Raw genomic sequence first — 25,769 nt, 5'->3', positions numbered from 1 at the left:
TTCCTCCTTTTATGTAAAACGTGCCATCAAGATCGTCGAATAATAGTTACCATCAGAAAGTCGCATATCTTTTTTCAGCACACCTTCCACCTCAAAACCGAAACGCTTATACATTTCAATCGCTTTTTCGTTTGTTTCAAGAACACGCAGGGTAATTTTAACGATCCCGTTTCTTTCCGCCCAGCGGATCGACTGCTGCAAAAGCTCTTTTCCGACATGGTAGCCCCAGTATTCCTCTAACACTCCTACACCGAACTCCACATGATGGGAGAGCCTTTTCAAATCACTGCCGGCACACCGACTGAAACCAATGAGGGTCCCTTCTGTTTCGGCAACCAGAAACAAATGGTTGTTCTCATCTGCATCTTTTTTGATGAGCTCTTTGAAATCCCATTCACTTAAGTGTCCTTCTCCCTGTTCTCGATCCAGGTATTCGGTTTCACCGTCAACACGATGCCGAACTACAGAAAGCTCTTTCGTATCCGCTTCTTGAGCGACTCTTACAACATAGGACAGATCCCGAACAACATATGTACGACTTTCCATCTTTTCCACACACCCTGCCAATCTCATAGAATTCTAAATATTTCCTTAATTATAGCATGATTCATGAACGATTATTGGATGGAAGATAAAGTAAGACCTGGTCACCCAATTTTTGGGTGACCAGGTCTTACATATTATTCCATATTTGATTATTTCCTACGAATGCCGATGGTGCGGCCGACTTGTTTGGGTTGTTCTTGACCAGAGGTCTGATTGTATTCCGCTTCCACTTTCCGAGCTACTTCATCAGGAAAGGGTGCCGGACGACCTTCGTTTTGATCGATGCCCATCAGCATCTCTTCAAGCGTAGCGACAACTTCCCCATCAGCATTGTGCATCTCCAAAAACAGATGGATGCGCTTCGCATCATAATCCAATACGCGTGCAGACACTTCAAAACCTGCGTCTTCATGCATCTCTTTCAAGTAGCACGTATGCGTCTCCAGGGTGAAAATCGTGTACTGGAACTGCTCACGCCCTTTTTCACCAAGCCCAATCCAATCGATAAACGCATCTGTAGCAAGGCTGAACGCACGATTGTACTCCGCATCGTTCATGTGGCCGTTGTAATCGACCCATTCACCTGGAACAGTCTGTTTGTAAGAAAAGGATGACACAAAAAACCCCTCCTTTACGCTTTTGCTTTTTCTGTTTCTTTCGGCCAGTATTCCTGGACAAGGTCATAGAGACGGATTAAGAATTCGTTCCGGTTCTGATCCAATTCCGACATGCTCATGCCGTTCGACTGCGCTTCACAACCGGACACGACCCTGTCGTAAAGCTCATCCGTAAGTTCTGGTGCCTCAAGCTTCGTCCACGGTTTTTTCAATGCCGGTCCGAACTGTTTCAGCATGTGACGCATGCCGCCTTCTCCGCCAGCCAAGTGGAAGGTGAGAAAAGGCCCGTACTGGGCATAACGCAAACCTGCCCCGTGGGTGAACGCTTTGTCCACTTCTTCTGTAGTGGCAATGCCTTCATTGACGATATGCAGGGATTCTCTCCAAATCGCTTCAATCAGACGGTCAGCAATGTGCCCTTCAATTTCATGACGCACAAGCAAAACACTCATGTTCAAGCTTTCGTAAAAAGCCTTCGCTTTGTCTACGTTCTCCGTCGTCGTCTGTTTTCCTGCCACGACTTCCACAAGCGGCAGAATATACACCGGGTGGAACGGATGTGCGACAACTACGCGTTCCGGATTCTGCAAATTCGCCTGCAGCTCGGAAGGCATGATGCCGGAAGTACTGGATCCGATCAAGGCATCAGGCTTTGCATGCTGATCGATGTTCTGAAGAACCGTCTGTTTCAGCTCTTCTACTTCCGGTACGTTTTCCTGGATAAAATCCGCATCCTTCACGGCATCCGCCAATTCTTTTTCAAACGTCAAACGGTCTTTGGACGCTCCTTCGGCAAGTCCCAGCGCTTCAACATATGGCCACGCCTGATCGACCGCACGGCGCATGCGCTCTTCAGCTCCCTCTGCTGGATCTGTCGCGACAACGTCATACCCTTGTGCAAGCATGCGGGCGATCCAGCCGTTTCCGATGACTCCTGTGCCGACGACGGCTACTTTTTGTACGGTCATGATTACTTCCCTCCGTGTGGATTTCTAAGATTGTAGTATTCACGTGCTTCCTGAGGCGTCATTGGCTCAAGGTCAAGACCTCGCAGCATCGTCACCGCTTTGTCGACAAGCTGTTCGTTCCGTGCCACCACACCTTTTGAAAGGTAGATGTTATCTTCAAGACCGACGCGAACATTTCCGCCGAGCATCGCCGCCTGGGACGCCATCGGCATTTGCATACGGCCGATGCCGAACGCAGACCAATGCGCATTTTCCGGGATACGATTTTTCATATATAGCATCGTTTCCGCATCGGCTGCCGCTCCCCAAGGAATGCCAAGACAGAACTGATACATCGGATCCCCATCAATCAGTCCTTCTTCCACTAATTGATTAGCAAAACGGATATGCCCTGTATCGAAGCATTCAAGCTCAGGCTTCACACCACTTTCCTGAATCATTTTCGCCTGATCTCGAAGCCAGTCCGTCGGGCTCATATAGATCATGTTGCCGAAGTTCGTACTTCCACAGTCAAGCGTGCACATTTCCGGCAAAAGTTCTCCCACAGGTTCATGACGCTCCGCCGGCGTTTGGATGTCTGTCCCATCGCCACCAGCTGCCGGTGTACTCAAACTCGGAATAAAATCACCGCCGCCTCCGGAGGTAATATTAATGATGACATCCGTTTCTGATTCCCGAATGCGATCGACGATTTCACGGTAGTGCTCCAAGTTATGACTGATGCCACCCGTTTTCGGGTCACGGGCATGGACGTGAGCAACCGTCGCTCCTGCTTTGGCCGATTCAATCGCAGATTCCGCGATCTCTTTCGGTGTCACAGGGACATGTGGATTTTTCTTCATCGTATCTCCCGCTCCTGTCACGGCAGATGTCAGCAATACTTTATTTTTCATTCCAAAGGTCCTCCTTTGAATTCGTTTGTTTAATCAACCACCACAAACTATACCATCTGGACTGTTTAGTTTCAAATGCTTTTTATAGATTTTTCTATAGATCCTTTTTTCTTCCCCTAAACGACGGGCGTGCACAATTCAGCTATTTGTCAATTTTCACTTTATACAATGGATGAACTGGCACTAATACTTAAAACACATGAAAATAAGTGAAATATAACTTCACACCCTATCATTCCTTGAATATTGCTTAATATTCTCCCATTTACACCCTCATCCATGTTTTGAAACAAAACCGTCCAGATTGTACAGTTTAAAAAGTCACACACGAAACATCGCATCTGAATAAAGGAGGAATACCCATGAAGAAACAACTCATGGATTGGAAAACGTTCGGAGGGGCTCTTGCCTTATTACTATTTGTATCCCTGCCTCTGATCATTTTCCCTGAACAAGGTAAAGAAATTGTGCTGGCGGCGAATGAGGTCGTCACGCAACGATTAGGCTTCTTATTTTTATCAGTCGGATTAATCATGCTGCTTTTCTTATTGTTTGTCGGAGTGAGCCGCTATGGAGATATCAAGCTCGGAGACGCTGAGACAAAAGCAGAATTCAAGACGAGCTCCTGGGCAGCGATGCTGTTTACGAGTGGAATTGGAACGGGGATTCTTTATTGGGGCGTTATTGAATGGGCCTACTACTATCAAGGACCTCCCTTCGGTGTTGAAGCAGGTTCCAATGAGGCGATCCAGTGGGCATCCACGTACGGATTTTTCCATTGGGGGCCGATCGCATGGGCGATGTTCGCCATTCCAGCTCTTCCGATCGGCTATATGTTTTTCGTGAAGAAAACCGATGTTTTCAAAATCAGTGAAGCGTGTCGTCCAGTGCTCGGTAAATACACCGACGGCTGGGTCGGACGTCTTGTCGACATTCTGTTCATGTTCGGACTTTTAGGCGGAGGTGGAACAGGCCTTGCGCTTTCCGCACCGATCATTTCAGCTGGTCTGAACAACTTAGTTGGCATTCCAGATACGATGACGACGAAATCGATCATTCTGCTTTTCTGTACGTTGATCTTCGGATTGAGTGCTTATTCAGGTCTGCAAAAAGGAATTCGCGTCCTTAGTGATATCAACTTGTGGCTCGCGTTCATCCTGTTGATTTTCATTTTCACCGTCGGGCCGACCACATTCATTACAGAATCGACGACTTCAGCCCTCGGCCGGATGATGGACAACTTCTTCCTGATGAGCTTATGGGCAGAACCGTTCAACGATCTTGCTTCATTTACCCGGACTGGATTCCCTGAAGGCTGGACTGTCTTCTACTGGGCATGGTGGATTGTATATGCTCCGTTTGTCGGGTTGTTCATCGCACGGATTTCCAAAGGACGGACGATACGCCAAGTCGTTTTCGGAACCATCCTGTTTGGAAGCTTAGGGACGATCCTTTTCTTCGGAATCTTAGGAAACTATTCCATGTACTTGGAATTGAGTGGTCAGTATCCGGTCATTGATACCTTGAACCAACAAGGCGCACCTGCTGCCATCATCGGTACCTTGACTGAACTCCCGCTCGCAACACTTGCAATCATCGTCTTCATTTTGCTCGCCACCATTTTCTTATCGACGACCTATGACTCTGGATCGTATGTCATCGCATCCGTTGTACAAAAACACGTCGAAGGTGAACCGCTTAAATGGAACCGTCTGTTTTGGGCTTTGGCCTTATCCATTCTGCCGATGATTTTCATGAACATGGGCGGACTGACGACACTGCAGACGATCAGCATCGTCGGCGGTTTCCCACTGTTGATTATCCTGCCAATTCTCGGATGGTCCTTCATCAAAATGGTCAACGAAGACCGCGCGAAAGAAGAAAAAGAAGACAAGAAAGCATCTTAAGAAAGGAAGAGACACCATGAATACACGTTATGAAAAAGGATTGGAAACCCTCCGTTCCTATACAGATGAAGAAAAAGGCACCAACCATTTTGAACTTATGAAAGCACTGGAAGATATCGCCCCGGATCTCGGAAAATACATCATCGAGTTTGCCTACGGCGATATCTACAACCGCGATCACCTAAGCAAACAATCCCGCGCACTAACGGTATTGTCGAGCCTTGTCACGCAAGGCTCCGGCAGTCTGCCGCAGCTTGAGCTGCACATCAATACCGCTCTAAATGCTGGTCTTTCAGAAAAAGAAATCATTGAATCCATGATGCAGCTGATCCCTTACGTAGGCTTCCCATCGGTCATCAATGCTCTCACACAGGCACGAAAAGTGTTCCAGGAACGCACCGAAAAAGCTTTCGCCTGAAATTTTTTCATCATAATCAAGATTTCTGTAGCCAAATAAAAATCACCAGCTCTCCCAAAGAGCTGGTGATTTTTTATTTCGATTTGTATGTTTGCTCGTTCAATCGTTCAAGAACCTGTTTTCTAAGCGTCGGTGGCAAAGTCCCGAGCCCGAAAATTTCCGACAGCCATAACCCATCGACCGCAAGACGCAAAATCGTCGCATCGATTTGATCGAGGCCGTCATGCTCGATATGATTCTGCCAGTCGGCATATGTATCCTGAAGAGGTTTCAACAACTTGGGATTGATCCCTTGAGCGGCCAGCATCCCTGAACTGAGCGGTCGGTTTTCCGTACTTTTATCATGCATGACGTTAATGAACGACCTTGCCCATTTCCCCGTCTCCGCATCATCGTTTTCTACTAATTCTTCCACATTCTCCCGGTAGACATCGTTCATGTATTGGACGAGCCCTTCCACGAGCGCTTCTTTTGTGGAAAAGTGATACAGCAATCCGCCTTTGCTCACTTCTGCGCGCTTAGCAACAGCGTCCAATGTGAGCGCATCGCTCCCCTGCTCACGCACGATGAGTGCGGCTGCTTCCAAAATCTTTTGCCGTTTCGATACTCTTGGCATGTGCTTCCCTCATTTACGTTCATTTTCTCTACATATTATCAGTATTCATGGGGGTTTTCAATTTGAGTGAGCACCATATTCCTTCCTTTGTTGTTTCTTTTCGTATGTATTCCCGACAACATAGCTGCCTGCAATCGCCAGGATTGGCGAAACAACAAAAGGTACACACCTGCTTTCAGAAGTGTGTACCTTTCTATTCAATCCGATGAAAGCGTCCACCTTGATTCACGCGTGACTTTTCACATTTTCCAACGCCATAAAATAATTGAGCACAAATTGGCGCACTTCCCATTCAGGAACTTCCTTCACGCCATCCGTAAAAACCGACTGATGATAAGAGTAATTTCCGAAATGACGACGTTTGCCTGAAATCAAATCGGCCATCACTTTGTTCGTCTTCTCCATGTATTGCATGCTCATCATCCTTTCTATCACTAGCATAGCCAGAATACGAGACTCTTATACTAGGACGAGAGAAGATCAGCTATCCTCCTGATCACATCCATGACCTCTCCCTCTTTTTCAATGGTAAAAAAGTGGTCCACCTCTTCATCAGACGGGGGCTGGATATGCGGTGATTCTTCCTGCTGCCGCCTCAGTACTTCAGCAAAAGAAGAAGCAGTCCGCAACACCGATGAATCCCGCTTTCTGTCTGCTACGCGTTTTTCAAGGAGAGTGATTGGCACATCAAAATTTACAAGAATCGTAGAAAAACCTTTCCATTCAAAATCATCCAGCAGCGCTTTCCTTGCTTTTGGATTCCGGTTCGAATTACAGATGATGAGATGCAGATCCGTTTCTTCTACCGCATAATCGACGAGCATTTTCGTCATGCTGTGTTTGATCGTATTCGGTCCATGTCCAGGAACCAGCCGGGAATAATGTGTATTCAAAAACGCCGCCTGATCATCCTGGTCAATCACGACCGTGTTCTTCAACGCTTCCTCCAGCATTCTCGCAAACGTCGACTTTCCACTGTGCGTCATTCCGACAGTCATCACCACATATCTATTCATAACTTCTTCTCCCTACCCATTTTTGGACGAGATTTGTTTTCCACACGTGGAACCCAAGCCAGGCACCGAATAGATTCAAAATAAAATCATCGATATCAAAGCTACCCCTTTGGGTGAGTAATTGCGCGACTTCTGCTGAGAGAATGATCAACACAAAGGCGAGCAAGAAGGCACGCAGTCGGTCCAATTTTCTAAACAGGGCAGGCAGGAAAATACCCATTGGTGTGAAGACGAGCACATTCCCAAGCAGATTTTTAACAGCCGTCCACGTATTCATCGTCCCTTCCTGTAGGGCGGTTATATAATTAGTGATGGTTTTAAATGGAATCAGATTCGAGCGGCTTTGTATATATTCAAATAGACTCAAGGACATCCCCGCCGCCCCGCGTGATTGGAAAAACATATAAAACGCGAGAAAGAGGATATACCCGGTAAAACCTAAACTCATGATGATGCGTTGAACCTTTGACATAAGAACCTCCACCAACTTTTCTCATCGATATATTCCCTAACCATACCCCGGAGCAATGACAAACCAAACCATCCCGAGGACCTTTTCATGAAGATGTAACATTCCATCATTAAAAAAGCACGACCTATATCGCCGTTTGATTCACTTTCTTCTCTTTCCACTGGCGATTGTAATAACCTAGAGCTAACGTTACCAAAAGCATCATCAACGATCCTCCTATAACCGCCGTTTTTATCGAAACCCACTCTGCAGCCGCTCCTATAACGACGGTCGCAAAGATGACGAGCACACTTTCCAATAAACCGAACACACTCGTCACTCTCCCCATCACATGAACAGGGATCCACTCCTGGTAGAACGTGTGAAAGCCTGTATTCGCAAAAGCAAGCGCCAACGATAGCAAGAAGAACCCGACCGCCGCTCCTGAAAAATCTACCGAAAAGGCGTAAATCAAATAGCCGGCCGCTACAAACAACCCGCCGCAAGTGAGGAGGATTTTCGTCGAGAGATAATTTCCGAACCATGTAAGGAATATAGCCCCAACAGCGATTCCTGCTCCCGCAATACTGACAAGAAAACCATACGCCACGTCCGTCAACTGCAGGACTTCTTTTGAAAAAGCGGCCTCCACCGAATCAAGCGCTGCCGCCATCACCATCATCAGTCCGAACAGAAAATAAATCGTCATGATCAAAGCATGATGCTTCGTAAACGACCGCACAATGCCCCAATCTTTTTTCAGCAAGGTCACTGACCATGCTTCCCTTTCTTTTTCAACCTTTGTTTCCAAGCGGGGAAGCAGGAAAGAAATGATCCCTGAAATGAAAAACGTCCAGGCATTAAAATAAATCGCCAGCTCAGGAGTTCCGATGATGAAAAGAACGCCTGCAATCGCAGGTCCGATCAGAAATCCTCCCGAATCAATCAAACTTCTTAACGCATTGAATCGTTTCCGCTGATCGCTTGGAATCAGCTTCGTCACATATGTCATCGAAGCGGGCTCGAAAATAGACCCTGCCATATTCACAAACAGGACAAGTGTGTACATGGCCGAGAGAGAAGACAAAGCAGGAAGAACGACAAGCAAAAGAGCTCGGAACACATCGAGCCCAATCATAAGATTCCGCTGATTGACCCTGTCCACCAGAGACCCTGCCCACACATTTGTCATAAGCGTCGCTACCTGCTTCAGCAAATACAAAACCGTGACCGCAAGCGGCGAACCGGTCATTTCAAGCACGATCAAATTCAAGGCAATCAAATAGATCCAATCTCCGATGTTTGAAAGACCTACCCCTGATAGCAATAGAAACGGGTGCTTCCACGAACGAAACCTCTTTTTCAATTCCATACACAGCCTCCTCGCAGCTATTTTAAGAAATAAAAAAACTCACCCCCAAGACGTGTAAGTCTTGGGGGCGAGGTCTGTTTCATCCGCGGTGCCACCCCAGTTTCATGGATGTGTCGCCACACCCAGCTCATCGAGTACGCGCTTCATACCCTATCTCTGTAACGGGAGCTCCCGTCCCATGATCACCTCCACTGGTTCCCATGAGAAGCTCAGAGGTTTGTTTCGATAAAAGAATCCTTGCCCCTTTTCAGCACGCGGAGCTCTCTGTGAAGGCTTCTACTTATCTACTCTTCTCTTCAACGCCGTTTTCATTTCTCTATACTATGCAAGAATATTCCATTATTGTAAAGGGCATTTATTGAACTTATCCCATTAAGTAAAGGATTCCCCTTTATCCTTTTTCTACTATCAGACCCCTTTTGAGGTCCTGAGAAATGATAGGTTTCGTGATTCTTACGCTTTTCATTATCGAATCATAAACACTTATCTATGTTGATCGATGAGGATAGGGTTACCATCAGGGTCTTCAATTGTAAAACTTTCAGGTCCTTCGCCCGTTTCATCTGCTTCGGATAGGATTTCAATTCCTTTTTGTTTCAACTGGTTTTGTAATTCCCGTACATCTGTAAATGAATCGGTATTCTCTGCTTGTTGATTCCAACCAGGATTGAAAGTCAGTATGTTTTTCTCAAACATCCCTTGAAATAATCCAATGACACAGCTTTCATTTTTCATGATGAGCCAGTTTTGCGAAGGATCTCCACCATAAGATTGAAATCCTAATTTTTCATAAAAAGCTTTGGATTTGTTGATGTCTTTCACCGTTAAACTTACTGAAAATGCACCAAGTTCCATTTCATATCCCCCTTTAATTTTGCCCTATCCTGTAACATGTTCGCTTTGGTAAGGTAAAAAACCTGCCATTCCTTTTCCATATGGTTAATGAAGCGGAAGACGTTTTGAACAGAAAGAACAAATAAAAACAGGATCGTCCACAAGTGCGGATATGTTCAATTGAAAATTAGCGGCAAATAATCTCCATGGCCCCTGATCAGTTCAACCTCATCGATCGAAGAGATCCAAAAGAAATGAAACGTAAGCCCCTCTTCTTCTCCCCCACCTGTTGGATCGTGGTCCCATTCATCATCTACATGAAAGACCGGTAACTCATAAAAAAATCGGTGATGTATAGACCCGTCATCATTTTCCCACAAATCTTCAGCAAGGAGTTGTTCAACTCGAAGGTTTCTTAATCCCGTTTCTTCTTCCATTTCTCTTAGAACGGCATTCTGAGTTTCTTCACCCGGCTGCACCGTCCCCTTGGGTATTTGAATCCCTGCTTCAGCGACAGGATGCTGCAACACTAATACTTGCGGTCGACCTTCTATTATTCTCGTTACGTACCCATATGCTTTTTTGATAGAAGTCACTCTATGATATCCTCCTGATTCCTAAAGGTGCGGTTATCCTAATCGGACAGCTGCCACTCTATAAGTTTTCTTAACACCATAAACGACGTTGACCAAAGGAGATAGAGAATTTTCACCATGATTACGTCCGTCTGTTCTTCATCTCCCATAAAAAAAGAATGCGTATCCACTTCTACAACCCCATCTTCTTGCAGAAAATTATAGCATTCTCATTTCTTTTCCACACACCCAGCCATATCTTCTATTTATTAAATTCCAACGCAATTTTCACAGCTTCATTTAGCAGATACTTCCCAAATCCAAGCCTTTAAAATTTGTTGATTTAACGGCGTTAGAATAACATTCCCGTTTGATGAAAGGGGAAAGACTATACCTCCAACCATAAAAAGCGCCTGCCTTACTCAAAAGTAGGGCAGGCGCTTTTCCTTTTTAAAGAGAAGCAGGATCTTCAGAGGCACTCTTCGAACTCACCCGCTTCAACATATATTCAAGCAGGAAAAGATAATCCTGCTGATGGCCTGTGTTTTGAGCAAGTTCGGCTAACTGCTCTAAAATATACAGGCAATCATTTTCGTACAGACTGTAGTTATCAAACCCTAGAATCGTCTGACGGGCAAATTCCCATAGATCTTCGTGAACATTCTGATCCATCGTTTTACTGAGGAGCGAAATCATGGTCAAAAGCTCTGTCATCACGGTCGAGTTCTGGTCCGCGTACTCGCGGATGGAGGCAAATCCCCTATGAAGGTAATACCGGAAAGTTTTTTGATTCAAAATGATCCGAAGCTCCTCTTCATTGTCAAAAAGATAGGGAGAGAAATTGGTAGACTGACCGATGCTTTTCAACAGATCCGCAATCTGGTGAATCGTATTCGTCACCGTAAGCGGGTCATTATGACCTAAAGCCTTGATGGCTACCTCGGCCAGCTTATTGAGCCCGTACTCCAGGTCTTGAATTTCTGTTTGTTTGACCCCGATTTCCATCGACTTCAAATAGCGGTCGGGATGAATGGTTTGACCTTGTTCCCAATACGTAAGGATCGGTGTTCCTTCTAAAACAAACTCCCCGATTCTGACATCAAACCTAAGAAGGCTGTTGTCACTCTTCGCCTGCTTAATCAATCTTGAAAAGTCAGCCACTTGAAGATAACCAGACTGGCGGGTCTTGATCACCTTCCCATCCGCATCAGCGGGGAGTGATTCTACCTCTATCTCCTTTTCAAGGTGGTAAGGCTTTAATTCTTTTTCCAGAGAAGCCTGGACCTGTTTCGACTTGGTATTCATATTAAAACTGATGTTATGCACCTGCATCCAGGTGGTCGTATGGTTGATGAAATAAATAAACGTCACCGCAGCTGTAATCGCTGTGAGGATGGATAAAACCGGTGTTGCAACAATATACTCCTCTTCTTCATGCGTCACGTACAAAAAGTTCAGCAGTACATAAATAAAACTTCCGTTAAAAATACCAAGCACATGCTGGGTCGCCCGGTCACTGACAAAGTTCACAAGCATCTTGGACGAAAATTGCCCGCTGAACGTCGTCAAAGCGACGAGCAGGGAGTTAATGGTAAACGCGCTCAAGGTCAGTACCCCACCGACAAGGGCACTCAGAAGCACCTGCAGTGTCTGTCCGCTGAAACCTATGGCTGCTGGCAGATATAAACCGACATCCACCACATAATCAAGATAAAAGGTAAAGGCGGATAAACCGATCGCTCCCACGATATACCAAAAAGGCATAAACCATAACGTTGACTTTAATTCACTTTTCCGCTGTCGTCTCGACATCTTAAAATATTTCTTTATATAGTAAAAGATCCCCATATGATCCCCAATCTTTTCTTAAGACTTTTGAATCCTTCTATTTCCTACCCTGCAAAGAAGGAAGTGAACCTGTTTTTTTGTGTTTCCATCAAAAATAGGGATAAATATCGAAATCATCCCTGGGCTCATGAACCTAGAACTATTCAAACCCCATTGAATATAGAAAATTATTCAATTCAGTAGAGACCTCACCTCTTGTTATTTCCTTTATTCTTTCAAATTAGCTTTCCTATTCCATGCAATGAAATTCACGTTTAGGTGGAAAAAATTTGAGGAACTACCTTTAACACGTTAAATAAAAACACGCAGCACCGTAAATGGATGGGGCGCCCCATCCATTTACGTATATGAGTTCACTTTCTCTGACCTAGGAAAATTACGATGACTGAATATATAGGAGGCACATAATGAGATACGCAGGTGTAGGATTGGTTATACTGGCAGCAATATGCTGGGGCATTAGTGGAGGAATCGCAGATATTTTGATGAGCAAGGGCTGGGACCCTATCACCATTTCCTTTTACAGAGGTGCCGTTGGGTTCTTATGTTTTTTTGTTTGGTTTCTCATCCGATTTAGCAGGAAGTGGGTTTACACCAGCCGCTTATATCTATGGTCTCTGTTGGCTGGTGTAGGTGTTGCTGGTAACTTCACTTTATATTTTCTGAGTATTGAATCTGCAAGCGTAGCTGTGGCTGCTACTCTGATGTACACTGCACCTGTCTTTGTCCTTTTGATCTCTTTTGTATTAGGGATTGAGCGTTCATCATGGTTGAAATGGGGATGCATCGCAGGCGTACTCATAGGGATCATCCTTCTTACAGGTGCCTACAATATCGAAACGCTGTCCGGGAGTTTTCTAGGGACAGCCGCTGGACTCGGGGCCGGAATCTGCTATGCGGTGTTTATATTCGGATTTAAAAAGGCTTCTCATAAGGGCAGCGTGGAGACAGCGTTAGCCACCGCCTTTTTCTTCTTTTGTGTCATTCTCTTTGTTTTTACAGACAAGCAGGAAATGACAGATGCGTTGACGTCCAGCGACATCGGATGGTTCATTCTGTTAGGGCTCGTCGGGGCTGGAGTTTCCTTCATCCTCTATATTATCGGTATACGCAAGACGGCACCGTCCACAGCTTCGATGGTCGCTATGGTCGAACCCGTCACAGCGTCATTATTCGGTGTGCTGCTCCTTGGGGATCAATTGGGCATGATCCAGCTCGTTGGAATGGCTCTGATCCTGTTTACGATCACAACTCTAAGCGTGAAGCAGTCCGACTGAAGGAATTTAGTGCAGGCACGTTTAGCCGTTTCACAAAAAAACACGGCCTCCATTTAATTAAATGGAGGCCGTGTTTTTCATTTTCCCTTTAGGATTTCCGTAAAATCTTCTCCATCGCTTTCCCCTTGGCCAGCTCATCGATCAGCTTATCCAAGTAGCGGATTTCCTGCATCGTCGGCTCTTCGATCTCTTCCACCCGTACGCCGCAGATGACACCTTTGATCATGGCTCGTGAAGGGTTCAGTTCCGGAGCTTCTGCAAAAAAGGTTTCAAAGTCTGTCTTTTTTTCCAAATGCGCCTCTAACTCTTCTTGATTATAACCTGTCAACCATCGGATGATTTCGTCGACTTCAGTTTTCGTACGGCCTTTTTTTTCTGCCTTCTTCACATAGTGAGGGTAGACACTTGCGAAACTCATCGTATAGATCTTATGTTTGGTCATCATTCATCCTCCTTTTCTTGTCTTCTTCATTCATTGTTTTAATTATATCATTCCATAGTTTTGACTTGTCATAAATAAATGGTGCCATGACGGTGCGGTTTGGAAGATTTAATTTATCACTCGTGAAATTTTCAAATAAAGGTTTCGTTGTTGTTTGGTTTGTCATTGATCTGCCTCCTTTTTCAACGATGTATGTCATTATCACAGAGAAAAAGGGAAACGAAAGAAATCTGTTTCTATGCAGCACATCCATTTTTCGATTAGAACTGGTGTAAAGACTAAGACATTGAACTTTGTATTTAATCCCGTTCCTGTCATTTACCTTTTAGCATGGTGAGGGACAGATGGCAATAATAAAGAAGAAAGCCAACATTAAACGTTGACTTTCTTCTCAAGTAATTGCAATGATTCAATGGCCTTGTGGAGGCTGCTGAACGTATGGATCCCTTTCATATCAATTCCCAGACTAACCATTGTCTGTACAATATCAGGACGGATGCCGCTCATTATTCCATTCACACCTGTAAGTTTTAATGAATTAATGACTTTAAATAATTGGTGAGCCACCATTGTATCGATGATACTCACACCCGATAAATCTAAAATGATCGTGTCAAGCTCGTATTCTTCCCCTTGCTTCAAGGCATTCTCCATAAGCAGTTGGGCCCTTTTCGTATCTATTTCTCCAACGATTGGAATGACACCGACTGTCTCCGTAACTCGAACGATAGGAACGGAAAGTTCATCAACCGCATAATTAGCCGTTTGTATCGTATTTTCAAAGTCATCCATATACGATCGACTCATGAATTGCACCGCTTGGTCAACCGCATGATGAAACTGAGTAAGGATATCATAAAAATCGTCAAGGGACAGATTCTGTGTTTTCGCTTCGTCTTTGATCATAGCGCCAATGACTTCCCTATACTCATTTATTTCTACGAGGGCCAAGTTCAAAGGCAACCTTAATCCTACTAGTTCCCCTGAAACGTGATCGCTCCACTTTTCAAGATTTTGAGTCACTTCCTCAAAATCCTGACTTAAAGAGTTTGCATAGGCTTGAATCAATCCCATTCTCCAAGTAATTAATTGTTCTGAAACACCTTTTCCTATTTCATTAGGTATTGCAACCGCTCGAGCCAACTGTTCTTTCTGTTCAAGTATTGTAGTCGTTACAGGGCTCAATGCTCCTGACTTTGCCGCCGTCATTTATTTTCCTCCTCAAAAAATACAAATGAATGATTTAAACAATTTCCGCTGAAAATGTATCTTCTACTTTTATCTTTTTAAGTCCCAAAGGATATTCATTAATATATTACAATAATACGTACTATATTTCGAGTGGAAATATAAAACTCTTCTCATAGAACAATGTTCAGTGGGTGATGAGGCCCTGCAAAAGTAAAAACCCTGATTTCTCATGAGAAATCAGGGTTTTCATAACTATTAAAGAATGATCTAGTCTTTTAAGAACCCGCCCATACATCCTTAGCCAATCGGCCGGATCGCTCAAGCTCATCCAACCATGAAACAGCTTCCTGCTCGCTTACTTGATGGAGGTCCTGGTAACAAGCGATAAGCGTATTCGTTACTTCTGGGGCCATTTTGCTGCCATCCCCACAAATATAGAGACGGCCTCCTTGATCCAATAAAGAAAGGATAGCTTCCGCATTTTTCCTCATCATATGTTGGACATACACCTTTTCACCATGCTGATGTCTTGAAAAAGCGGTATGCAGGTCAATCAATTCTAAACGTTCCGCTTCTTTCAATTCCTCTTCGTACAGAAAGTCCTGTTCTGGGTGACGGCACCCGAAATAAAGGTGGGCTTCACCAAGCGTTGTCCCTTCCTGCTGCATCGCTTTACGAGCCTGAATGAATCCTCGGAAGGGAGCGATTCCAGTTCCCGGTCCGACAAGGATCATCGGGGTTTCAGGATCTTCCGGCAGTTGGAAATCTGATTGAGGTGTGCGGACGAAACAGGCGATTTTGTCTCCGATATCTCTTGATGCGAGGTAGTTCGAAGCCACACCTTCATACTCTCCGTTGCCGCTCCAAGCCTCTCCTCGAACAACACTCACCGTCACACTCGGTTGATGGGCATCAACACGAGGGGAACTGGAAATTGAATAATAACGGACTTTCAAAGCTGGAAGCAGGGAAATGAATTGTTCAAACTCCATTTCACAGGAAGAATAGGCTTCCAACAGTTCAAGCATCGTTTGACGTTTTTCCAGAATCTCAGTTTTATAGTTTTCATCCTCTACGAGTTGTTCCAGCTCGATTTTGTGAGGCGGGCAAGGATTACTCGCTGCGAGGGCACGGATTTGTGCACGAGTCGCCGGTTCCTGCAATTCCACGTAAGACGATAACAATTGGTGGAGTTGAACGGGTTGGCCTGTAGGCAGATGGGATGCCCGGCCGGTTCCTTCGCTCAAAATCACGTGCTCTTCTCCTTTGATTCCGAACCGATCCAACACCCTGTTGATAAGGGCCTGTGTATTTTCCGGCACGACACCCAAGTGATCTCCTTCTTTGAAAGTCATGCCTGCAGGAAGTTCAACCTCCACGTGTCGGGTGCTGCGCTCATCAGACTTCAACAGCTCCCTGTTTTCAAGCACAACAGCTGTGAAGGCGTCATAGGTACGAGCGACAGGCGTGTAGCTCGTTCCACTGACGAATTCCATGGAAACGGGGCTTGAGAGATCCTGTCCTTCTTCTAAATCCAATTTAAAATGGTCGGCTAAAGACGGCCATAGTTTCTCTTCCCATTTTTCCAAATCACCATCAAAGTCTTCGCTGGCATCACCTTCTCCTCGTTCAAGCAGGCGGACAGCTCCTTTCGCATCGAGCTCGTGATCGATCGTTGCAGGAACCCGTTGATAAGTGCTCGCCCAATTGCGGTCTCCACAGCCAAAAACCGCGTAAGTTACCCCATCGAGGTCTGCTTCCTCAGCAGAAGTCAGCCACTGGACAAAAGAGGTCGCGTTGTCTGGCGGATTGCCATTGTAGGAGGCAGATACGATCAAGGTAGCTCCTTCTTTTGGAAGACTCCCTGTCCATTCATCGAGTGGAGCCGTCATTACGGAAAACCCTTGATGGCGGGCGGTTTCTACAAGCTCCCGGGCCACTCCTTCTGCTGTCCCCATGTTCGACCCGAACAATACAAGGAATGGAGTGCCATGGGACTCACGTGCGGGAATATCCTTCACATCTTCCTTTTCATCAACGTCTTGTGGCTTGAACCCGTTGAATTCTCTTCTCGCTTTCACTTTCATCGTCAGCCCGTCAGGCTTGAACGTCAACGTTTCTTTGACATCCAGTTCATAATCGGTATGATCTTCAAGATCGAAATGCTGCAAAACCATGCCGAGAACGAGGGTCGCTTCATGGAGGGCGAACTGCTGCCCGATGCACGCTCTTTGTCCATTGCCAAAAGGCTTATACGCATGATGCGGGATGCTCGCTGGATTTTCAAAGCGTTCCGGATTGAATTCCTCCGCATCGTCTCCCCAAACGGTCGTATCCCGGTGAAGCTCCGGAATAAGCAGGGTGAACGTATCCCCTTTTTCCACCTCGTATTCGCCATCAAGCGTTGTATCTTCCTTGGCATACACAGAAAACGCTGGAGCGGTCGGCCATAGGCGTAAAGCTTCGTTCAATATCATCCGCACGTATTTCAACTGTTTCACTTGTTTATAGGAAGGGGTATCGTCACCAAGCACTTCATCCACTTCTTCATACGCCTTCTGTAACTTATCAGGATGTTTCAACAAATAGTACATGGCAAAAGATAGGAGTCCACTCGTCGTTTCGTGTCCGGCGATGAGAAAGGTGATGATTTGGAAGCGGATATTCTCATCATCCAGTGCTTCCCCTGTTTCAGGATCTTTCCCTTTCAGCATATGCCCAAGCAGGTCGTCCTCTCCTTGATCTCCTGCTTGTTTCCTTTCTTCGATTAATTGATCGACTAAGTTGAACATGTAATCGATATCTTCTTTGAATTGTCGTTTGGAACGGACCATCAGCTTATCCTGGATCCCGAGACGCTGCGTCTGGCTCATCGATTCATCAAGCGCCCGCACCATTTTTTCTATGAAAGGATGCGAATCTTCCCGATAGAAGCTGTTGAAACGATAATTGAATCCGCACAAACCGATGGTATCAAGCGTCAGACGTGTCATATCATCAGGTACATCAACTTCTTCATTCGGATTCAGCCTCGCCCATTTTTGGATCAGCTGGGAAGCAAGGTCGATCATTTTTTCATGATAGCCCTTCATGGCTTGCTGGCTGAAGCTTGGCAGCAGGATATTATGAGCCTTCTTCCAATTCGGTTCTTCCGTTCCACTTGTGAACAAACCATCACCGCCAAAAGCGCGTACTTTTTGGAGGGCAGGCCCTACTTTTTTATCAAAACGCGTCTCGTCACAGATTTCAGCAGCAAAACGTGCGTTTGAAATAAATGTACTGACCCGGCCCGGGAATTGGAGTTGATAGATCGGACCAAGTTCCCGGGCATGCTTCATAAACGACTGCACGGGTTTTTCTTTGTCAATGCCCGGTAAATTCCCGAGCGGTCCATAAGATTTCGGTTGTGGAAGATTTTCTGTATGATTCATGGACAAACACCTCTTTGATCGTATTGAAGATACCGGAATGAATATTCATTCCGCTTATAGGAGAAGAAAGCTCTGCCTCATCACTCATGATGACGCACAGCATCCCAGCAACTTTCCTCGACACCTGCTAATAATGCATCCGTCGCTTCGACCTCACCCGCACGGATCAATTTGAATAGCTCAAGAAATCCGCCGAAGATAATCGCAATCAACGCCTTCGATGGCAGTCCCCTGATTTGCTCTTTCTCCTTCCCCTCATCGATAAAGCCTTCAAGAATCATCAACAGATGATTGAATTGACTCCGGCTTGTCTCGTCAAGGAAATAAGCGGCGTTATGAGTTTTTATAAAATAAAGCGCGTGCTCATGCTCATTTGTAAAACGAACCATCCCTTGGAAAAGATGATGAAATTGATCACGGATCCCCGCGTCTTTAGGGTAATCTTCTTCAAGCGTCTTCGTGAACAAGGCCGCGTAATGTTGAAACAATGTATTGACGAGAACTTCCTTGTTCTCGAAATAGCGGTAAATCGTTCCCGCTCCCACTTTCGCATCACTCGCAATCATCGGAATCGTTGTGGCATCAAAACCGCGTTCTGCGAATAGGGACAGCGCGCTTTGGAAAATATGATCACGTTTACTTGTGGATGTCGGCATAAGAACTTCCTCCCTTCTATGCGGAATGAACATTCATTCCTGTTCAGCTTAGTATATTTTACCTCTTCTTTCAATCAAACGAAGGTCTCATAATTATTCGTTCATTTAATATAAAATCGGTGCCTGTCCCCGCTCCGTTACTATTGTAAAAGAGCTTGGTTCTGGCACCGATTCTAAACAACAATCATGCAGTGGCCTGTTGTTTTTTCGTCGTCAACGTAAAAAAGATCACTGCACCAATCGAAGCTGTCGTAAACAAGATCGCTCCCATCGGTACAGCCGTCGTCTCATCAAGACCGACAAGCGGAGATACTGTCGCGCCAAACAACAACGGCAGCATCCCGAGCACCGCACTGGCACTTCCTGCTCGGTGGCCTTGATGCTCCATCGCCAAGGTAAATGTACTTGTCAAAACCATCCCCATCGCTGTCATGTAAATGAAGATAGGAATGACAATGGAATACAACGCTCCTTCGACAATTGTCATCACTAAAAGGAAACTCGTCGCACTGACAGCAACGAGTACAGCGGTCCGAAGCAGATTCCTTTCATGGAAGATCCCCCCGAGACGTCCGACTAAAAAGCTTCCTGTAATGATTGCCAGGCCATTAATTCCGAATAGCACACTAAATGCTTGAGGGGACACGCCATAAATGCCCTGATAAACGAACGGTGTTCCGGATACATAAGCAAAACTTCCCCCATGGACAAAACCGATGGTGAGGGCGTACCCGATGAACGAGCGGTCCTTCAGCAGGCGGCCGATGGTCAGAATCGATTCTTTCACAGAGCTTGGGATCCGCTTTTCTACGGGAAGGGTCTCCGGTAATTTTCCTGCAACGGTTAAAACGATTGCTACACCTAAAATACTTAAAACGAAAAAGATCGTCTCCCATGTAGCGAATGGTAAAAGTAAAATCGCTCCCCCTGTCATCGGGGCAATCATCGGAGCTGTCGCATTGATCACCATGAGTAAGGCGAAAAATTTCGTCAGCTCCCTCCCTGAAAACACATCACGCACGACGGCTCGTGAAAGGACGACCCCGGCAGAAGCTGTGAAGCCTTGGAGGAAACGAGCGATGACGAGCACAAGGATATTAGGCGCAAGCGCACAAAGAAAGGACGCCAGTGCGAAGAGGGAAAGGAAAATGATGAGTGGTTTCTTCCTCCCTTGCGAATCACTGACCGGGCCTACGACGATTTGACCGACGGCAAGACCGATCAAACAGGTCGTTAAGCTAAGCTGAACAAGGGACGCGTTTGTCTCTAAATCGGATGCGATCCCCGGAAAGCTGGGCAGATACATATCAATGTTCAATGGCCCTAGAATTCCAAGCATTCCGAGTAGGAACGCGAGGCCAATTCTTTCTTTTCCTTTTGGATTATGCAACATAATTAAACACCTTCTTCAATTCTATCTACTTTTTTTAAAAAGACCCCTGAGTAATATCCCCACGTTCTCTAAGCTGTTAAACTATGATTTTATCTTTATTCACCAAGGAAGTCTATTCATCAGCATAGAAAAACCGTTCCATAAAACAAACATGGAACGGTTGGGATCTCATCGTTGATAATACTCTTTAACAAGCTCCCCCATCACCCTATTGGTTCGAAGCGCTGTTTTTCCCGTGCTCGGACAAGTTCCTTCTCCCAGCAGCTCATCAACGATCGTTTGAATATGAGCCTTTTGAATATGTTTTGGACGCTCGAAGTAAAAAGATTCTTCCCCTGAATCGTTTACAAGGACAACCGGCTTGTCATCAAAGGTGGAAAACTGTATTTCTCCTTTTGTTCCAACAATTCGGTTATCATCCTCATTCTTATAAGAAGAAAAATTCCATACCCCTGTTCCGACAGCTCCGCTCTCAAATTTCCATACACCGCTGACTGTGTCTTCAGCTAGATAGGAATCAGCAAGGTTCAGCCCAAATCCTCTCACATCTTTTAAAGGTCCAAGCAGATAGTCGAAGAGATCTAACGTATGAGAACCGACATCGTAAAATAATCCTGCCCCGCTTTTTTCCGGAATCACTCGCCATGGCCAATTCCCATGCTCATCCTTTTGCACGATCTGCTGGGTCTGCTGCATTGAAGCGAATCGTACATCTCCGATGGCTCCTTCTTCCAAAAGTTCCTTTACTTTTAAGAACCTCGGCAGGGATCTCCGATAATAAGCAACAAATAAAGGCACACCATACGCTTCGCAAACTCGGACCATTTCTTCACATTCTTCCAAACTATTTGCCATCGGTTTTTCCACATAGACAGGCTTTCCTGCTTTGGCTGCCATGATTGTATATTCTTTATGGGAAGAAGGTGGCGTGGCAATATACACCGCATCCACTTCGTCATCATGGATTAAATCCTCCGCCTTGTCATACCATCGAGGCACACCATGACGCTCGGCGTAGTCTTTCGCTTTCTCACCATTTCTTCTCATAACAGCTTGAAGTGAACTTTGTTCGATCAACTGAAAAGCTGGACCACTTTTCACTTCTGTCACGTCCCCGCATCCTATGATTCCCCATCTGATCGTTTTCATCTGAATTCCTCCCCGCATTTCTTTTCTTAGAATTCGATACATAACTACTATTCCGTTACAACTTTAGCATAATAGGGACGGACACTAAATTATGGAAGCCTTCCCCTTTAAGAAGAATCGGAGGCCGATATTTTTCGTGAAGACCATTCCCCGCATATTACAAGGGCATGGCAAAGGAGTGGTTCCTTTTCCATGAATCATCGATTCGATTTTTTTCGACATTTTATATAAAAAGCGTTTTCAAAATTGAAAAGTTGTACTACACTACTTGTATACAAGTATACAAAGTTACACAAATGAGGTGAATAGATGAAGGATTCCAATGAATTTCTGTACCCGCTCCAATGGTTATCAAAAGCATCCGCTGGTGAACGCGTGGCCTGCGAGCTCCGAATGCGTATCATTTCGGGCACTGTTGAAAGCGGTTCAATCCTATCTGAGAATCAGCTGGCTTCCGAATTTTCCGTAAGCCGCTCCCCCGTAAGGGATGCATTGAAAGTCCTTGCTTCGGAAAACCTGATCCGGTTGGAAAGGATGGGAGCACGCGTTCTCCATATCACAGAAAAAGAAATCCAGGAAATGTACGATGTTCGGTTACTCATTGAGAGTTTCGTATTTGAACGTCTCGTCCATATGGAGACAGAGGAACTGGTCAAAGATCTCAGCAAGATTTTTGAAATGATGAAAATAGCGATTCAATATAAGGATGCCGATGAATTTTCCAAGCAGGACCTGGAATTTCACGATACGATCATCCGCTCGATCGGTCATTCTCATATTCAGATGATTTGGAACAACCTGAAACCCACACTCGAAAGCCTCGTCCTCCTTTCCATGAGATACAGGTTTGAAGAGATGTATGGAGACTTTGAAAGAATCATAGAGAACCACGAATTATACATTGAAGCCATTCGCAAGAAAGATCGCGACCTTATGGTTCAATCCCTGCACCAGAATTTCGATGATGTCGCCAAAGGCCGGGTCGAAGAACTATGGATGGCGCAGGAAACCTTTACTAAAGGAGTCGAAAAAGAAGATGACTAACTTCATGCTCGGTATCGACATCGGTACCACAAGTACAAAAGCTGTATTATTCAGTGAAAAAGGCGATGTCATTCAAAAGGAAAGCAAGGGCTACCCCCTGCATACACCGGACATCTCAACGGCTGAACAAGATCCGGATGAAATTTTCCAGGCGGTTGTCACTGTCATGACCGCCATTATGAATGATCATAAAGACAAGAATCTCTCGTTTGTGTCATTCAGTAGTGCCATGCACAGTCTGATTGCCGTAGACAAAGACGGCCACCCCCTGACCCCATGTATCACCTGGGCGGATAACAGAAGTGAAGCATGGACGCAGAAAATCAAACACGAATGGAATGGTCATGACGTTTACAGACGTACAGGCACTCCGATTCATCCCATGTCTCCTTTGAGTAAAGTGACATGGATGGTTCAGGAGCATCCTGAAATCGATTCCATCACCAGCAAGTACATTGGAATTAAAGAATACATTTTCCATAAGTTTTTCGACGAGTATGTCCTTGATCATTCTCTTGCTTCCGCTACTGGAATGATGAACTTGGAAAAATTGGACTGGGAGGAGGAAGCGCTCCACATCGCAGGGATTTCCCGGGATAAGTTATCAAGGCTTGTACCAACGACGGAAGCTTTTACTTCCTGCAACCGTTCACTGGCAAAGAAAATCGGATTGAACCCGGAAACTCCATTTATTATCGGTGCGAGTGATGGTGTTTTATCAAACCTTGGTGTAAACGCTATCGGAAAAGGAGAAATCGCGGTTACGATCGGGACGAGCGGTGCCATCCGTACGATCATCGATCAGCCGCAGACCGATGAAAAAGGAAGAATCTTTTGTTACGCACTGACAGAAAATCACTGGGTCATCGGTGGTCCTGTCAACAATGGCGGGATGATTCTGCGCTGGATCAAAGACGAATTCGCTGCCGCTGAAATTGAAACCGCGAAGCGTCTCGGCATCGATCCTTATGAAGTCCTGACAAAAATCGCCGATGGTGTGAGACCAGGGGCAGAAGGATTGATTTTCCATCCTTATTTAGCTGGGGAGCGGGCACCGCTTTGGAATCCGGATGTCCGTGGGTCATTCTTCGGGCTGACCATGTCCCATAAGAAAGAGCATATGATCCGCGCCGCCCTGGAAGGAATCATTTACAACCTGTACACCGTCTACCTCGCCCTTGTGGAATGTATGGACACACCAGTAACCCGGATTCAGGCAACGGGTGGTTTTGCCCGTTCTCACGTATGGCGCCAGATGATGGCTGACATTTTTGAATCAGAGGTTGCTGTACCGGAAAGCTATGAAAGCTCTTGTCTCGGGGCTTGTATTCTAGGACTCTATGCCACAGGAAAAGTAGAATCGTTTGAAGTGGCTTCCGAGATGATTGGAAATACCCATCAACACACACCGATAGAGGAAGCTTCACACGAATACCGGCAATTGCTGCCGATCTTCATTGATTTATCCAGAAGGCTGAGCAGCGATTATACAAGAATTGCAGAATACCAGAGAGGTTTAATTCACAAGTCATAAACACAACATGGAGGGATCATCATGCCATTAGTAATGGTTGCTATAGGAATTGTCGCCCTGTTGATCTTAATTATGGGGCTTAAACTGAATACATTTGTTTCTTTGATTATTGTTTCGTTTGGTGTAGCTATATTGCTCGGAATGCCGCTTGAAGATATTGTCGGAACGATTGAAACCGGATTAGGCGGTACACTCGGACACCTGGCACTGATCTTTGGTCTTGGTGCGATGCTCGGTAAGCTGATTACAGATGCCGGCGGTGCACAGCGTATTGCCATGACGTTTGTAAACAAATTTGGTGAAAAGAACATTCAATGGGCGGTCGTTTCCGCCTCCTTCGTCATCGGAATTGCGCTCTTCTTTGAAGTAGGACTTGTCCTTCTCATTCCTATTGTTTTTGCGATTTCAAGAGAATTGAAAGTTTCTATTCTTTATTTAGGGATCCCGATGGCCGCTGCTTTGTCGGTCACCCATGGATTCCTGCCGCCTCACCCGGGTCCAACGGTAATCGCCGGTGAATATGGCGCCGATCTTGGGGAAGTCCTGCTTTATGGAATCATCATTTCCATCCCAATCGTTATCGTAGCGGGACCCCTTTTCACGAAGATGGCTCAAAAAATCGTGCCCGATTCGTTTACCAAACAAGGGGATATCACTTCATTAGGAGAACAAAAGAAATTCGACCTAAAGGATACACCGAAGTTCGGCATCAGTGTCTTCACGGCTATGCTTCCGGTTATTCTAATCGCCATTTCCACGATCATTACATTGATCCAAGAGATGGCTGGGTTTGAAACAAACGCGTTCTTATCCATTATCAATTTAATCGGTAACGCTTCCACGGCTATGGTCATTTCCCTGCTTGTGGCTATGTACACGATGGGGATTGCGCGAAATATCCCTGTGAAAACCGTCATGGAATCCTGCTCGACAGCCATATCTCAAATCGGTATGATGCTCTTAATCATCGGGGGTGGCGGTGCGTTCAAACAAGTATTGATCGACGGTGGAGTCGGTGATTACGTCGCTGAACTCTTCGAAGGGTCTACCATGTCCCCGATTGTACTTGCATGGTTGATCGCTGCTATTCTAAGGATTTCTTTAGGTTCAGCCACTGTTGCTGCTTTGACAACGGTCGGACTTGTCATCCCTCTATTAGGGCAGACAGACGTCAATCTGGCTCTTATGGTTCTTTCTACAGGAGCAGGCAGCTTAGTCGCCTCCCACGTCAACGACGCCGGGTTCTGGATGTTCAAAGAATACTTCGGCCTCACGATGAAGGAAACGTTCGCCACATGGACATTGCTTGAAACGATCATCTCGGTCCTTGGCCTTGCCTTTACACTATTACTGAGTTTGTTTGTATAAAACTGAATCTGAACAAAAAAAAGACTGTCGAGACTTTCTCGACAGTCTTTTTTTAGTATCTTTTCAGCAAACCAGATGCCTGATCTCATCCTCCGATTCATTTCAAATGACCAGCGGCAAAAAACCAAATGAATGAGTATTCTATTAAATGAGGCTATTGTACAAGCGCATTTGATAGATTTTCATAGAGTATCTATGTAAGAGACGTCTCCTACACACATTC

General features: G+C 45.5%; 25 protein-coding genes, 1 pseudogene and 1 other annotated feature. Of the genes and pseudogenes, 6 read left to right on the top strand and 20 right to left on the bottom strand.

What is annotated here, in order from left to right; genetic code table 11:
* Positions 1–9: 9 nt before the first annotated feature.
* From DYE48_RS01500 to DYE48_RS01485, 4 genes are all read right to left on the bottom strand, one after another.
* Positions 10–546, bottom strand: a complete 537-nt coding sequence (locus tag DYE48_RS01500) for a GNAT family N-acetyltransferase (protein WP_208639624.1) — start codon at positions 544–546, stop codon at positions 10–12.
* A gap of 149 nt (positions 547–695) precedes the next feature.
* Positions 696–1,163 (bottom strand): thioesterase family protein, encoded by a 468-nt coding sequence (locus DYE48_RS01495; protein ID WP_244199346.1) that lies wholly within the window; start codon positions 1,161–1,163, stop codon positions 696–698.
* Positions 1,164–1,177: 14 nt separating this feature from the next.
* The gene (locus DYE48_RS01490; protein ID WP_115822085.1) at positions 1,178–2,131 is read right to left on the bottom strand and encodes a 3-hydroxyacyl-CoA dehydrogenase NAD-binding domain-containing protein; all 954 of its coding nucleotides are present in this window, start codon (positions 2,129–2,131) and stop codon (positions 1,178–1,180) included.
* A gap of 2 nt (positions 2,132–2,133) precedes the next feature.
* On the bottom strand, positions 2,134–3,024 hold the full coding sequence (locus tag DYE48_RS01485) for a beta-keto acid cleavage family enzyme (RefSeq protein ID WP_115822084.1): 891 nt from the start codon (positions 3,022–3,024) through the stop codon (positions 2,134–2,136).
* Positions 3,025–3,386: 362 nt separating this feature from the next.
* On the opposite strand from DYE48_RS01485, the gene DYE48_RS01480 reads away from it, so the two are divergent.
* Together DYE48_RS01480 and DYE48_RS01475 are read left to right on the top strand one after the other, a co-directional pair.
* Positions 3,387–4,931, top strand: coding sequence for a BCCT family transporter (locus DYE48_RS01480; protein WP_115822083.1), 1,545 nt, complete (start codon positions 3,387–3,389; stop codon positions 4,929–4,931).
* Positions 4,932–4,947: 16 nt separating this feature from the next.
* Positions 4,948–5,349, top strand: coding sequence for a carboxymuconolactone decarboxylase family protein (locus tag DYE48_RS01475; protein WP_115822082.1), 402 nt, complete (start codon positions 4,948–4,950; stop codon positions 5,347–5,349).
* Positions 5,350–5,422: 73 nt separating this feature from the next.
* Here the strand turns inward: DYE48_RS01475 and DYE48_RS01470 are convergent, their stop codons facing one another.
* From DYE48_RS01470 to DYE48_RS01430, 9 genes and pseudogenes are all read right to left on the bottom strand, one after another.
* Positions 5,423–5,965, bottom strand: coding sequence for a TetR/AcrR family transcriptional regulator (locus DYE48_RS01470; protein WP_115822081.1), 543 nt, complete (start codon positions 5,963–5,965; stop codon positions 5,423–5,425).
* Positions 5,966–6,190: 225 nt separating this feature from the next.
* Positions 6,191–6,379, bottom strand: a complete 189-nt coding sequence (locus tag DYE48_RS01465; protein ID WP_089651021.1) for a hypothetical protein — start codon at positions 6,377–6,379, stop codon at positions 6,191–6,193.
* A gap of 50 nt (positions 6,380–6,429) precedes the next feature.
* Entirely contained in the window at positions 6,430–6,981 is a 552-nt protein-coding gene (locus DYE48_RS01460) for an AAA family ATPase (protein WP_115822080.1), read from the bottom strand.
* Positions 6,974–7,453: a VanZ family protein gene (locus DYE48_RS01455; RefSeq protein WP_244199345.1), complete on the bottom strand. Its 480-nt coding sequence runs from the start codon at positions 7,451–7,453 to the stop codon at positions 6,974–6,976. The genes DYE48_RS01460 and DYE48_RS01455 overlap by 8 nt, the downstream gene beginning before the upstream one ends.
* Positions 7,454–7,577: 124 nt before the next feature.
* The gene (locus tag DYE48_RS01450) at positions 7,578–8,798 is read right to left on the bottom strand and encodes an MFS transporter (protein WP_115822263.1); all 1,221 of its coding nucleotides are present in this window, start codon (positions 8,796–8,798) and stop codon (positions 7,578–7,580) included.
* Positions 8,799–8,864: 66 nt separating this feature from the next.
* Positions 8,865–9,113, bottom strand: a binding site (T-box leader).
* A gap of 174 nt (positions 9,114–9,287) precedes the next feature.
* Positions 9,288–9,659: a VOC family protein gene (locus DYE48_RS01445; RefSeq protein ID WP_115822079.1), complete on the bottom strand. Its 372-nt coding sequence runs from the start codon at positions 9,657–9,659 to the stop codon at positions 9,288–9,290.
* 155 nt (positions 9,660–9,814) lie between these two features.
* Positions 9,815–10,234 carry an NUDIX hydrolase gene (locus tag DYE48_RS01440; protein ID WP_115822078.1) on the bottom strand — a complete coding sequence of 140 codons (420 nt, stop codon included), beginning with the start codon at positions 10,232–10,234 and terminating at the stop codon, positions 9,815–9,817.
* A 38-nt stretch (positions 10,235–10,272) separates the two neighbouring features.
* Positions 10,273–10,535, bottom strand: a pseudogene (locus tag DYE48_RS21335) (GNAT family N-acetyltransferase); the annotation flags it as partial.
* Between the two features lie 128 nt (positions 10,536–10,663).
* Positions 10,664–12,025 (bottom strand): DUF2254 domain-containing protein, encoded by a 1,362-nt coding sequence (locus tag DYE48_RS01430; protein ID WP_167449420.1) that lies wholly within the window; start codon positions 12,023–12,025, stop codon positions 10,664–10,666.
* Positions 12,026–12,468: 443 nt separating this feature from the next.
* Between DYE48_RS01430 and DYE48_RS01425 the strand changes: the two genes are divergently transcribed.
* Positions 12,469–13,338 (top strand): DMT family transporter, encoded by an 870-nt coding sequence (locus tag DYE48_RS01425; RefSeq protein ID WP_115822076.1) that lies wholly within the window; start codon positions 12,469–12,471, stop codon positions 13,336–13,338.
* A gap of 88 nt (positions 13,339–13,426) precedes the next feature.
* On the opposite strand, the gene DYE48_RS01420 is transcribed toward DYE48_RS01425, so the two are convergent.
* The 7 genes from DYE48_RS01420 to DYE48_RS01390 form a co-directional block, all read right to left on the bottom strand.
* Positions 13,427–13,780, bottom strand: coding sequence for a DUF2200 domain-containing protein (locus tag DYE48_RS01420; RefSeq protein WP_115822075.1), 354 nt, complete (start codon positions 13,778–13,780; stop codon positions 13,427–13,429).
* The gene (locus DYE48_RS01415) at positions 13,767–13,946 is read right to left on the bottom strand and encodes a hypothetical protein (RefSeq protein ID WP_115822074.1); all 180 of its coding nucleotides are present in this window, start codon (positions 13,944–13,946) and stop codon (positions 13,767–13,769) included. Before DYE48_RS01415 ends, DYE48_RS01420 begins: the two co-directional genes overlap by 14 nt.
* Positions 13,947–14,152: 206 nt before the next feature.
* Entirely contained in the window at positions 14,153–14,989 is an 837-nt protein-coding gene (locus tag DYE48_RS01410) for an STAS domain-containing protein (RefSeq protein ID WP_115822073.1), read from the bottom strand.
* A gap of 257 nt (positions 14,990–15,246) precedes the next feature.
* Positions 15,247–18,402 carry a bifunctional cytochrome P450/NADPH--P450 reductase gene (locus DYE48_RS01405; RefSeq protein ID WP_115822072.1) on the bottom strand — a complete coding sequence of 1,052 codons (3,156 nt, stop codon included), beginning with the start codon at positions 18,400–18,402 and terminating at the stop codon, positions 15,247–15,249.
* 80 nt (positions 18,403–18,482) lie between these two features.
* Complete coding sequence (locus DYE48_RS01400; protein WP_115822071.1) at positions 18,483–19,058, bottom strand: TetR/AcrR family transcriptional regulator; 576 nt, start codon at positions 19,056–19,058, stop codon at positions 18,483–18,485.
* Between the two features lie 184 nt (positions 19,059–19,242).
* Positions 19,243–20,451, bottom strand: coding sequence for a Bcr/CflA family efflux MFS transporter (locus DYE48_RS01395; protein WP_115822070.1), 1,209 nt, complete (start codon positions 20,449–20,451; stop codon positions 19,243–19,245).
* A gap of 168 nt (positions 20,452–20,619) precedes the next feature.
* Positions 20,620–21,600, bottom strand: a complete 981-nt coding sequence (locus tag DYE48_RS01390; protein WP_115822069.1) for a Gfo/Idh/MocA family protein — start codon at positions 21,598–21,600, stop codon at positions 20,620–20,622.
* 309 nt (positions 21,601–21,909) lie between these two features.
* Between DYE48_RS01390 and DYE48_RS01385 the strand changes: the two genes are divergently transcribed.
* From DYE48_RS01385 to DYE48_RS01375, 3 genes are read left to right on the top strand one after another with little or no spacing between them, the layout of a single operon-like run.
* Complete coding sequence (locus DYE48_RS01385) at positions 21,910–22,644, top strand: GntR family transcriptional regulator (RefSeq protein ID WP_115822068.1); 735 nt, start codon at positions 21,910–21,912, stop codon at positions 22,642–22,644.
* Positions 22,637–24,178, top strand: coding sequence for a gluconokinase (gene gntK / locus DYE48_RS01380; protein ID WP_115822067.1), 1,542 nt, complete (start codon positions 22,637–22,639; stop codon positions 24,176–24,178). Before DYE48_RS01385 ends, gntK begins: the two co-directional genes overlap by 8 nt.
* 21 nt (positions 24,179–24,199) lie before the next feature.
* Positions 24,200–25,546 carry a GntP family permease gene (locus tag DYE48_RS01375; RefSeq protein ID WP_115822066.1) on the top strand — a complete coding sequence of 449 codons (1,347 nt, stop codon included), beginning with the start codon at positions 24,200–24,202 and terminating at the stop codon, positions 25,544–25,546.
* The last annotated feature ends 223 nt before the right edge of the window (positions 25,547–25,769 follow it).

It is taken from the genome of Halobacillus trueperi, assembly GCF_003386945.1.
Taxonomy (GTDB): Bacteria; Bacillota; Bacilli; order Bacillales; family Halobacillaceae; genus Halobacillus; species Halobacillus aidingensis.
The sequence above is the reverse complement of the archived record's forward strand: the minus strand, read 5'-3'. Positions and strand labels throughout refer to the sequence as shown.